Annotated in this window: 12 protein-coding genes; all 12 read right to left on the bottom strand. The window is 36.8% G+C overall.

Annotated elements, in window-relative coordinates:
* Positions 1 to 100 precede the first annotated feature (100 nt).
* Complete coding sequence (locus J2Z82_RS10275) at positions 101 to 1219, bottom strand: BMP family lipoprotein (protein WP_280922990.1); 1119 nt, start codon at positions 1217 to 1219, stop codon at positions 101 to 103.
* Between the two features lie 103 nt (positions 1220 to 1322).
* A complete protein-coding gene (locus J2Z82_RS10270) occupies positions 1323 to 2048 on the bottom strand; it encodes a GntR family transcriptional regulator (RefSeq protein WP_209480709.1) in 726 nt (241 codons plus the stop codon).
* 228 nt (positions 2049 to 2276) lie between these two features.
* A complete protein-coding gene (locus J2Z82_RS10265; RefSeq protein ID WP_209480708.1) occupies positions 2277 to 4547 on the bottom strand; it encodes an FtsK/SpoIIIE family DNA translocase in 2271 nt (756 codons plus the stop codon).
* A 137-nt stretch (positions 4548 to 4684) separates the two neighbouring features.
* Entirely contained in the window at positions 4685 to 4888 is a 204-nt protein-coding gene (locus tag J2Z82_RS10260) for a YlzJ-like family protein (protein WP_209480707.1), read from the bottom strand.
* Positions 4888 to 5622: a ClpP family protease gene (locus J2Z82_RS10255; RefSeq protein WP_209480706.1), complete on the bottom strand. Its 735-nt coding sequence runs from the start codon at positions 5620 to 5622 to the stop codon at positions 4888 to 4890. The genes J2Z82_RS10260 and J2Z82_RS10255 overlap by 1 nt, the downstream gene beginning before the upstream one ends.
* A 112-nt stretch (positions 5623 to 5734) precedes the next feature.
* Positions 5735 to 6598: a 4-hydroxy-tetrahydrodipicolinate synthase gene (gene dapA / locus J2Z82_RS10250; protein WP_209480705.1), complete on the bottom strand. Its 864-nt coding sequence runs from the start codon at positions 6596 to 6598 to the stop codon at positions 5735 to 5737.
* 27 nt (positions 6599 to 6625) lie between these two features.
* Positions 6626 to 7852: an aspartate kinase gene (dapG, locus tag J2Z82_RS10245; protein WP_209480704.1), complete on the bottom strand. Its 1227-nt coding sequence runs from the start codon at positions 7850 to 7852 to the stop codon at positions 6626 to 6628.
* A 15-nt stretch (positions 7853 to 7867) separates the two neighbouring features.
* The gene (asd, locus tag J2Z82_RS10240; RefSeq protein ID WP_209480703.1) at positions 7868 to 8914 is read right to left on the bottom strand and encodes an aspartate-semialdehyde dehydrogenase; all 1047 of its coding nucleotides are present in this window, start codon (positions 8912 to 8914) and stop codon (positions 7868 to 7870) included.
* A 32-nt stretch (positions 8915 to 8946) separates the two neighbouring features.
* Positions 8947 to 9552 (bottom strand): dipicolinate synthase subunit B, encoded by a 606-nt coding sequence (dpaB, locus tag J2Z82_RS10235; RefSeq protein ID WP_209480702.1) that lies wholly within the window; start codon positions 9550 to 9552, stop codon positions 8947 to 8949.
* Complete coding sequence (gene dpaA, locus J2Z82_RS10230; RefSeq protein WP_209480701.1) at positions 9552 to 10436, bottom strand: dipicolinic acid synthetase subunit A; 885 nt, start codon at positions 10434 to 10436, stop codon at positions 9552 to 9554. Before dpaA ends, dpaB begins: the two co-directional genes overlap by 1 nt.
* Before the next feature lie 141 nt (positions 10437 to 10577).
* Positions 10578 to 10811, bottom strand: a complete 234-nt coding sequence (locus J2Z82_RS10225) for a YlmC/YmxH family sporulation protein (protein ID WP_209480700.1) — start codon at positions 10809 to 10811, stop codon at positions 10578 to 10580.
* 61 nt (positions 10812 to 10872) lie between these two features.
* Positions 10873 to 12096, bottom strand: a complete 1224-nt coding sequence (locus J2Z82_RS10220; RefSeq protein ID WP_209480699.1) for a M16 family metallopeptidase — start codon at positions 12094 to 12096, stop codon at positions 10873 to 10875.
* Positions 12097 to 12121: the final 25 nt, after the last annotated feature.

Genomic DNA, 12121 nt, shown 5'->3' with positions numbered 1-12121 from the left:
AAAAGGGCTGGAAGAATGACTCTTCATTTGAGGATTTTCATTCTAAATTAAGCAGGGTGAAAAAAGGCTGGTAAACCAGCCTTATAACACCAATTAACAATTAAAGAGCTTCAACGAAAGCATCAGTTTCTTCACGAGTCTGAGGAACTTCCACATCGCCATTTATAATTTTTTCTTTCCAGTCTTCTATTGCAGTTACAATTTCATCTGTTAATGCTTCTTCATTCGTTTTTGCAGCACTTACACCGCCATCTTCAAGACCGTAAGCCAAAACTTCTCCGCCTGGAAAATCATCAGTCATAGCTCTGTTCGAAACGTCTTGTACTGCAATATCAACACGTTTGACCATAGATGTAAGTGTCACATTATGATCTCCAATTTGTCCTTCTTCATATTGGTCACGGTCTACACCGATAACCCAAATTTCACGTTCGGGATCATTTTGTTTAATATCTTTCGCTTGTGCAAATACCCCATTACCAGTTGCACCTGATGAGTGATAAATTACATCTACATCGTTACCATACATGTTTGAAGCGATCAATTTACCTTTGTCTGGTGCTGCGAAAGATTCTGCATATTGAACATCTACATCAATTTCAGGGTCTACTGATTTAACCCCTGCAATAAATCCTGATTCAAATTTGTTAATTAATGCTCCGTCTACTCCGCCAACAAAGCCAACCTTGTTCGTTTTAGTTTTCATAGCTGCTGCTACACCAACCAGGAATGAACCTTGTTGTTCTTTGAATGTTAGACTTGCAACATTTGACTCTTCAACAACATCATCTACGATAGCAAAATTTGTCTCAGGGTATTGCCCTGCAACTTTAGCAATTGCGTCATGTAATTTGTAGCCAATTCCAAATATCAAGTTATATTCCTGTTTCACAAGACGTGTTAGATTTGGTAGATAATCAGATTTATCATTTGATTGCGCATAGTCAAATCCTTCACCTTTTGAAAGACCATGTTCTTCTCCCCATGCATTTAGACCTTCCCATGCTGACTGGTTAAATGATTTATCATCAACTCCACCAACATCAGTTACCATTGCTGAGGAAAAGTCACTAGCTTCTTCGTTTGCTGAATTATCTTCACTGCCTGACCCACTATCGCCATCCGTGTTTTCTTCTTCAGATCCGCCACCACACGCAGCAAGAATCATACCAATCGTTAGCAACATTGCAGCCAATAAAAGAAATTTACGATTTTTCAAATTAAGAACCCCCTATTTTTGGTTAAATAATAAAAGTTAAGTAAAAAGATATAAAGTGGTTATCCTTCAATCACCTCCCTAACTAGAGTTATATTGAAACCCCTTACAATCGTTTTCTTAAAACGTGAAAACTAAATAAATCAGACCGAAAATAATTAACCGAATATAATACCGGTTCATCTTCATCGGTATAATGCATTTGTTTTAATAAAAGCAATGATTGTTCAGGGTCGCACTTTAAAATCTCGTAAATACGGTCATGATAGCTTACAGGTTCAATATATGTTACCGCATACGAAATTCTTTTGCCTGAAAAATCCTCCATAAGTTTAAACAATGAATCTTTTTTGTTAATTAAATCTATTGGCACTAGACCTTCTGGAACTTTATCAATACAAAATACGACAGGGTCGTTATCTGCTGTGCGAACACGCTCAATTTTCACGAGTGAACAGATTTCCTTTGGTGAAAACTTTAATCGCTCATCTTCAGTAGGTTCAAGGAGTTCTGTTGATAGAAAACGGGAACCAGGAGTCTTCCCAGATTGTTCAATCATATATGTAACACTATTTAGCTGCTCTATTCCTGAAGAAAAGATTGGTTTTGGATTTACAAATGTCCCTACACCATGTCGCCGCGTCACTATATTTTCCTCTTCCAACACACGTAATGCTTCCCTTAGAGTGGCACGCGAGACTCCTAATAATTTTGATAGCTGAAATTCTGATGGGAGTTTCTGCTTCGTTTTATATGTACCATTTTCGATGTCCCGCTTTATTTGGTCAATTACTCGTAAGTATAATTGACGTGAATCTATCTTAATCGACATGACACCCCTCCAATTTACCCTAATCAACAAAAAGAGATCTGACATCTGACGTATGACTCTTATATTCGACATAAATATAACACTTTTAGAGTAATAAATAAATAGATATAGGAAAATTTACATAAAAAAACTTATTTAAATATAGTTCGAAAGTCGAAGTTATAACTAGCAAGTTAAACGGACAGTTATTTCCTAAATTAATAGGAATAAACTGTCCGTCATAATTTTTTATGAAGACTTTTCCTCGCTTTGTGATACAAGCACAGTTCGTGGTTTACTACCTTCATACGGACCAACTATGCCCCGGTCTTCCATAGCATCGATTAAACGAGCTGCTCGTGTGTAGCCAATTCGGAATCTGCGTTGCAGCATTGATACACTGGCACTTTGCATTTCCGTTATAAGTCTAACAGCATCATCATATAAGTCGTCATCAACATCCGAAGTAACTTCATTAGTTTCCTCTGGTATCATCTCTTCCTGATATTTCGCTTTTTGCTGCTCAATACTATGATCAACGATCCGTTCAACCTCTTCATCAGATAAAAACGCACCTTGAACTCTTGTTGGTCTTGAGGATCCTACCGGCATGAACAGCATATCTCCACGGCCTAAAAGTTTCTCTGCACCACCTGAGTCCAGGATTGTACGTGAATCAGTTTGGGATGACACACTGAATGCAATTCTTGATGGAATATTTGCTTTAATTACACCGGTAATTACATCAACAGAGGGCCGTTGTGTAGCCAATATCAGGTGAATACCTGCTGCTCTTGCCATTTGTGCCAATCTAGTAATAGCATCTTCTACGTCGTTTGATGCGACCATCATTAGGTCTGCCAGCTCGTCCACTAACACTACAATATATGGTAGATTGGGTTGCTTTTCTTCTGATGTCTGATTGTATTTACGAATATATTCATTATAGCCTTCTATATTACGCGTCCCTGTGTCAGAGAATAGTTCGTACCTTCTCTCCATTTCTGCGACCACTTTTTTCAGTGCTCGTGAAGCCTTTTTCGGATCGGTAACAACAGGTGCTAGTAAATGTGGAATACCATTATAGACGTTAAGTTCTACTTTCTTTGGATCAATCATCATCATTTTTACTTCATGGGGTTTTGCACGCATTAATATTGTCGTGATAATTCCATTTACACAAACACTCTTCCCGCTTCCTGTTGCACCCGCGATAAGCAAGTGTGGCATTTTATTTAACTCAGCCACTACGGATTCACCGGATATATCTCTGCCTAGTGCAAATAATAGTTTTGATGCTTGCTTATTTAGTGTACTATCCAGCACTTCTCTTAATGAGACCATCGCTATTTCCTGGTTAGGAACTTCAATTCCAACAGCTGATTTTCCAGGTATTGGCGCCTCTATTCGTATGTCTTTTGCCGCTAACGCTAGAGCAAGATCATCATGTAAGTTAACAATCTTACTAACCTTCACTCCTGCATCAGGGTATACTTCATATTTGGTAACTGCAGGACCTACATGTACTTTAGTAACCCTAGCTTTCACACCAAAACTATTAAAAGTTCGTTCCAATTTTTTTACAGTAGCCTGAATATGTGACTTTTCATGCTGTTGTGAGCTTTGAGAAGGTTCGGCTAATAAACTAGGTGAAGGCAATATATATTCATAGTTTTCTGCTTCTGTCATCGGCAATGGATTTTCATTATCTGGCTCTTTATTTTCTTCGTTAGATTCTACCACTTCTTCAATAGCAGGTTTAGTCGATTCATTGGGATCAAACGAGTAAGCAATATCGGTGAAATCCTCAATTACTGGTTCCTCCTGATTAGTACCTGGTTCAGATTCCGAATTCATTTCATAGATTTCGTCGCCGTTATTGATTTGCTTATTTACACGTGATTCTTTCCATTTACCTTTAATAGACTTAATAGTTTTAGATATTCGTTTCGTCCATTTTGAAAAGAAGTCACCTAAGGAAAACTCTGTAATAAAAATAAAACCAACTATGATTGAGAAAATAGCAACAATCTTTGCACCAACAGATGAAAATAAGAAATAGCAAAACGCAAATAGAATTGCTCCAGTCATCCCCCCACCTGTTTGTGTAGAGGAGATACTGCCATCTATGTATGCGAAGAAATTGTTCCATGTTGTTTTAATAATTGATGTATCCTCTGACAACAATAGTAATCTTTCATATGTCTGAATATGTGTTATCAGTAATACACCAATAAAAATAATATAAAAACCGATCATCTTTTTATTAGTGAAATTTGGATAGCGTCTTTTAACCATTAGCATTATTCCCGTAATCAGTAAGAAGATAGAAGCAATAAAATACCAGATTCCTAAAAAGAATCGAAAAATATATTCAAGACCTCCTGGAATTGCTCCATCACTAATAGCACTAGCACCACTTCCAAAAATAGCTAGAAAAATAAATAGTAATCCTAATAACTCAAATTTCACTTGTTTCTTTAATTGACTTTTCTTTTTTCTCCTTTTTTTCTTTGCCAAAATTATCACCTCTATTACATCTGGGCAGTCAATAATAACAATTGAATAGCAAACCCCTGCCATTTTGATAGGCAAGGGTTGACTATACAATACAATTAATTACATTATAGCACAGATTTTTTCTGATGGCTTACTGATTACCGTAAAATAGTTCCAGGGTTGTAGTCACTATTCATAAAGTCCTGAGGGTCAGAGGACAATAATTGTAATAATTGGTAACTTCCATCTTCTGCCTGTTCTACATATAAATCTTTTCCTTGATAGGAAACACAGTGACGATTGGAGAAATCCTTTTCGGAATATGGAAAAATATCTGTTTCAGATAAAGGTGTATATAACATTACTGCATCACCTGATCTTCTGTTTGTTTATTACTCTTAATCATTTCATTTACTTTTTTCATCGCTTCGTTTACTCCTCCTACTGCATCTATCAGACCATATTCAACTGCATTATCCCCTACAACATTTGTTCCAATATCACGTGTAAGATTACCTTTAGCAAACATTAACTCTTTGAATTTTTCTTCTTTAATGTTGGAATGTTGTGTAACAAAGTTAATTACTCGATCCTGCATTTTATCCATATACTCAAATGTTTGTGGTACACCGATTACTAATCCTGTTAATCGAATTGGATGAATGGTCATTGTGGCTGTGGGTACAACAAATGAATAATCTGTAGCTACTGCAATTGGTACACCGATCGAATGGCCTCCACCTAGCACAATAGAAACAGTTGGCTTGGAAATAGATGCAATCATTTCGGATAGTGCAAGCCCTGCTTCGACATCGCCTCCGACTGTATTTAATAAAACAATTAACCCTTCGATTTTAGGATTCTGTTCAATTGCAATAAGTTGTGGCAGCAAATGTTCATATTTTGTTGTTTTGTTTTGAGGAGGTAATTGGACATGTCCTTCAACCTGGCCGATGATAGACAAAACATGGATATTGGAGTCTGGCGCTTGTGGGACATTCGATTGACCCAACTGTTGAATTTTTTGCACTAGTGAAGATGTATTTGATTGATCTCCCTGATTCTGATCATCCTTCTTTGATGGATTCTTATCCATTTATAGACACTCCCTTTTCTATGTTCAGTACGTATAACGTTAGTATGAACGAAGTGGAAGTTTACCATACAAGGAATAAAAAAATTATCGGCAGTGGATGCCGATAATTTTTTTATTGAATTAATTTTTCTAACGTACTTTCTTCTTGATCAGTAAGTGGCACCAATGGTAATCGAACACCACCAACATCCATACCTTTCATTTTCAATGCTGCCTTGACTGGTGTTGGTGATGGCGCAGCAAATAAACCATTCATAATCGGTAATAATTTACGATGTAATGATGCAGCATTTTTTACATCTCCTGATTGATATGCATTAACCATATTTTTCATTTCATTTCCGATGATATGAGAAGCAACTGATACAACGCCATCTGCTCCAATTGCAAGCATAGGTAATGTTATTGCATCTTCTCCACAATATACACTAAAATTGTCAGGTGTTCCTTCAATAACAGTTGATGTCAGATTAAGATCCCCGCTGGCTTCCTTTACTGAAACAATATTTTCAATTTCACTTAAGCGAATAATTGTATCAGCATTCATTTTGATTACAGATCTACCTGGTATATTATACATCATAACCGGTAAATTAGTTTCTTTTGCAATAGTAGCGAAATGCTCATAAAGCCCTTGCTGATTAGGTTTATTATAATACGGTGTAACAAGCATTATAGCATCTACCCCAACCGCTTCCGCTTCTTTTGTTAGCGCGACAGCTGAAGCAGTGTTATTACTGCCTGCACCCGCTATAACAGGAACTCGTTTATTTACTTTCTCTACTACGTGCTTAAATAGAGCAACCTTCTCTTCTACCGTTAATGTTGGCGACTCACCAGTGGTACCAGCAATAACTAATCCTTCACTGCCGTTTTCCAGTAAATATTCAATCAATTTGGTGGTCTGATTGAAATCAATATTTCCACTGTTATCAAGTGGTGTCACCATTGCTGTTAAAACTTTGCCAAACTTCATGTTAGTACACCTACCTCTTTCTATACCTTATACCGCATTATCACCGCTTAAATCAAAAACATCATGTAATGCATTAACAGCAGCATTTAAATCATTTTCATGAATGAGAACCCAAATAGTTGTGTGACTATCTGCTGATTGTAATATTTGTACACCGGCATTCGTCAGTGATTGCACTATTCTTGAAGCAACGCCTGGAACTCCTGTCATACCAGCACCAACAGCAGATACCTTCGCACAATTCTCAGTTATTTCTGGATAAAAACCCAGTGTCTCCAATATATGCACTGCTTTATCTGTATGTGCATTCGGAACTGTGTAAATTACTCCTGTCGGTGAAATATTAATAAAATCAACTGAAATCCCAGCCTCGGCCATTGCCTTAAATACTTCAGACTGTAACCGATGTGCCTCTTCTTTAGTTTGTACTTTAATTTGGCTTATAGACGAAATATGAGCAATTCCAGTTATTAACCGGTCTGGAATAACACTGTCTAATTCCTGCAATCTGGATGCAGTAACCAATGTTCCTTCTTCCTGTAGGTATGTTGACCTTACACGCATTGGGATTTTTGCCTGCATCGCAATCTCGACAGCACGCGGATGAATAACTTTTGCTCCCTGATATGCTAAATTGCATATTTCTGTGTACGTAACAATATCTAGCGGTCTAGCCTTAGAAACAACACGCGGATCTGCAGTCATAACTCCATTTACATCGGTAAAGATATCAATGCTGTCCGCTTCCAGTGCAGCACCTAGAGCAGCAGCTGTAGTATCACTGCCACCGCGGCCAATAGTTGTTATTTCACCTGTAGATGTTTGTCCTTGAAATCCAGCTACAACTACTACATCATGCTGTTCAAATTCTTTTAGGATACGCTCCGTTCTTACCTCTTTTATCTTAGCCTGGTTAAAATCATCGTTTGTAATAAATCCAGCCTGTGCCCCAGTTAGAGCTGAAGCACTTATATGACTTTTTTGAAGTTCATTTGACAAGACGACTGAAGCAATCGTCTCACCGCAGGACATTAACAAATCAAGCTCACGATTTGAATTATGATTCGAAGGAAACCCTATTAAATCCAGTAATGTATCTGTAGCGTACGGATCAGGTTTTCGCCCCAATGCAGATACAACAACAACTATTTTATAATTCTTAATTAGAGCATTTTTAATATGTTTAATGACATGATTTCTGTTTTCTTCGGTTTGTACCGAAGTACCACCAAATTTTTGTACTAATACCTGCATTATTTCACCTCTAAATTATAGCCAGTTATTTTTTATCAAACGATCGGCAATTTGAATCGTGTTCCACGCAGCACCTTTTACAAGATTATCTGATACAACCCATAAGTGAATTCCTTTATCATTATCCAAATCTTTTCGCACGCGCCCTACAAATACTTCTTCTTTATTTGAAGCGCTCAATGGCGTAGGATATGTTTGTGTACTTGGGTCATCTTCCAGAATTACTCCTTCTGCATCCCTTAACACGTTCCAAATATCTTCTACTGCTAATCCTTCTTTTTCAACATCAACATAAACACTTTCGGCGTGCGAAGTGAAAAGAGGTAGCCTAACGCATGTAGCTGCTACTGATAAATTTGGAGCATGCATTATTTTTTTAGTTTCATTTATCATTTTCATCTCTTCAAATGTATAGCCGTTTTCCTGAAATACATCTATTTGCGGGAGTGCATTAAATGCAATTGGATAATGCTTTTCATCCCCTTTTACAGGTAATAGCTCAGCTGTCATATCCTCATTATTTAAATATTGCTTTGTCTGGTTTTCCAATTCATTACATGCCTCGTTACCGGCTCCGGAAACTGCCTGATATGTTGAGACAATTACACGAGATATACCGAATGCTTCCTGAATTGGTTTTAAAGCAGCTACCATTTGAATAGTTGAACAATTTGGATTTGCAATAATTCCTTTATGTGATTTAATATCTTCTTCATTAACTTCTGGTACTACTAAAGGAACTTCATTGTCCATTCTATATGCACTTGTATTATCAACTACTACTGCTCCATGTTTTACTGCTTCTGGTGCTAACTGTTTAGAGACAGAACCCCCAGCTGAAAATAAAGCAATATCTACGCCAGCAAAACTATCTGGTGTAGCTTCTTCCACTGTTATTTCCTGATTTTTAAACAATAGCTTTGTGCCTGCTGATCGCTTCGATGATAAAAGCTTCAGCTCATTTATTGGAAAATTCTTTTGCTCAAGTATTTGAGTGATCTTTTGGCCTACTGCTCCAGTTGCACCTACTACTGCTATATTGTATGCTGTTTTCTTTGTCATTGTAATGACACCTCACTATAATAAGATTCTATTTATTTTACCATATTATCATACTCATGAGGTATAATTACAGGCTGAAGTTGTTTATGCTGAATCGCATGTTCAACTGTATCAAGCAAATAGTCCATGTCTGCGACTAACGAATTAGGCTTTTTTATAGGATCATCTTGACCGTAGGGAATAAAATAAATGAATTTACTTGCCATTAATCGCATTAAATTTACACCATTTAGTCCAAGTGCATCATTAGTGGCTATTCCAAGAACAACTGGATTCTGATTTCGCATTGTTGCCTTTGCTGCCATTAATACTGGCGAATCTGTTAACGCATTTGCCATTTTACTTAATGAGTTTCCAGTTAATGGAGCAATCACCATGCAATCTAAAGGCAATTTTGGTCCTAATGGTTCCGCTTCGGGCATTGTTGTGATAACACTTTTTCCTGTAATGGATTCTATTTTCGCAACATGATCTGCTGCTTTGCCAAACTTGGTATCTGTGGTTCTGACTGTATACGTAACGATAGGTATTACATCTGCTCCAGCCTCAACTAAACGTTCCAGTTGAGGAAATACTTTGTCATACGTACAATGTGATGCAGTAAATCCAAATCCGATTCTTTTTCCTTCTAATGACATTATATTCGTTCCTCCTCATTAGTTAAAAATTGCTTAATTACATCGGCCAATATTTTGCCTGCAGTCTTCGGCGCTACTATACCTGGTAGACTTCTTGCTAAAATTGCCTTAATACCTCGTTGGTCTGCATAAGCAAAATCCGTACCGCCAGGCTTTGAAGCTAGATCAATAATAAATGCGTGTGATGGAAGCTGTTGAATTGATTCTTTTTTAACAACTTGTGCTGGAACTGTATTAATTAGCAAGTCGCACTCATTTGTATGTTCATGTAATTTTTCAAATGGAATAGCTGTATGTCCCATTTCGGTTATTCTGGCTAAATCCATAATACTTCTTGCACAGACAGAAACTTCCGCCCCAAGGGCAGAGAATTTATTTGCTACTGTGTTGCCTACTCTGCCAAATCCAACCACAATAACTCGTGAAGAATGTATTGTATAGTCTGTATGCTCAATTGCCATCATTATTGTTCCTTCAGCAGTAGGAATTGAATTGTATATGGCTACATCATCCCGATTAAATAGCGGGATAAGCGAAACATGAAGTTCATCTGTAACAGAAGTTAAAAAGTCATTTGTTATGCCAGTAAATACGATTGATGATTTTTTTAACTGTGCAAACCACTGTTTTGTTAATTTAATTTCCTGATCGGAAAATACTGTCTCAACATATCCTGTACTATTTGTTCCAGTTATTGGCAGGATAACTGCATCTAGTTTTTCTTGCTCTAATTCGCTAAAATCAACTTGTTTTAATCCTGTGAATCCTTGTTCCAACTTATCAAATCCAACTAAAAAAATGGTTGTATCAGGCAGTGTTTGCAACTGTCGTATCAATTCCAGATAACGTGCATCTCCACCTATAACAGCGATTATTTGATTCATTGTCGAAAAACCCCTCCAGACATACTTTCACTAAATTCATTTCCTTATAGCTTATGTGCGTATCATGGGTTAGTGATTAGCAAAAACAAAAAAAAGGCTAGTATCATAAAAATGACACTAGCCCATAAACCGGATACTACTCTAATCGATATCAATCATAATCATATCTTCGCCGATTTTTTTAATTGAATTCCATCTGATTTTTGTTTCTTCGCCTTCTTTTTTTAAACCAAACCATTTGTAATTAGGAATGACAAACGATTCAATTTGACCTGTCTTTTCATTAATTTCAAGATCTGTCTGACCTAATATACCCAACCGTGATCCATGGTTGACATTAACAATTTCCTTACCGCTAATATCCTTATAGCGCATATGATCGCCCCCATGATTGTCTAGCTATTAGTATATATATGCCATTTAACCTAATCTATGATTAGGAAGGTGTTTTAGGTGCAATTAATGCACTTGATGGAGATTGTTTAAATATCGTCTTAATTACATTCTGTATTTTTTCATGATTGACTGCATCAATTTCCTGTATCATATCATCTAAAGATCGATGCCTGTTTAAGAGTAATTCGTTCCTTCCATTGCGACTCATACGACTGCTGGTACTCTCTAAGCTTAGCATGAGGTTACCTTTTAACTGTTCTTTACTATTCTTAAGTTCTTTGTCAGTTAAGCCATTACTTATGAGCTGCTCAACAGTTTGATTTATTGTGTCTTGCAGTTGCGGTAATTGATCATTGCCTGTTCCAGCATAAATTGTCAGCATTCCACTATCCTGAAATGATGCATGGTAGGAAAATACAGCATATGCTAATCCCTGTTTTTCTCTGACTTCCTGAAAAAGCCTTGAACTCATACTGCCACCTAGTACGTTATTCATGATGATTAAGCTGTACATATTCTCATCTCCGACAGCCAACCCGTTATATCCCAGACATAAATGAGCTTGTTCAGTATCTTTATTCCGTTCAATATTATTTGCTAAAAATGCAGGTTTCATTAATCTTGCTCGCTCCGAGCCTGATTCATAATTACCAAAATAACCATCTACTGTTTTAATAAATGATTCATCCACATTACCTGCAACAGAAACTACTACATTTTCTGGCGTATAGCTCTCTTTTATATAATCCCTTAATGAATCCGGTTTAAAAGATAGTAACTGTTCTTCTGAACCTAATATTGGATATCCTAATGGGTGATCTCCGTATGAAGCACGAGCCAGAATATCGTGAACGATGTCATCTGGTGTATCTTCATACATTTTAATTTCCTCCAAAACAACTTTTTTCTCACGTTCCATTTCTTCCTCATCAAAGGTAGAATTAAAGAACATATCAGCTAAAATTTCGAGAGCATATTCCTTATGTGTATCAATAACTTTAGCATAAAAACACGTGTATTCTTTTGATGTAAATGCATTAACTTGTCCACCTATTGCATCAAAAGCTTCTGCAATATCCTGTGGAGATCTTTTTTTGGTCCCCTTAAAAAACATATGTTCAAGAAAATGGGAAATTCCATTTGTTTGCTGTGATTCATTTCTTGATCCAGTTAATATCCAAATACCAATTGTAACAGAACGTACAGCAGGTATATTTTCTAACACAATTCGAAGTCCATTATTACTAGTATGTTTCTCTACCAATGTATTTCCTCCTAAAATCCATCCA

This window comes from Virgibacillus litoralis (assembly GCF_017873675.1).
GTDB lineage: Bacteria > Bacillota > Bacilli > Bacillales > Amphibacillaceae > Lentibacillus > Lentibacillus litoralis.
The sequence above is the reverse complement of the archived record's forward strand: the minus strand, read 5'-3'. Positions and strand labels throughout refer to the sequence as shown.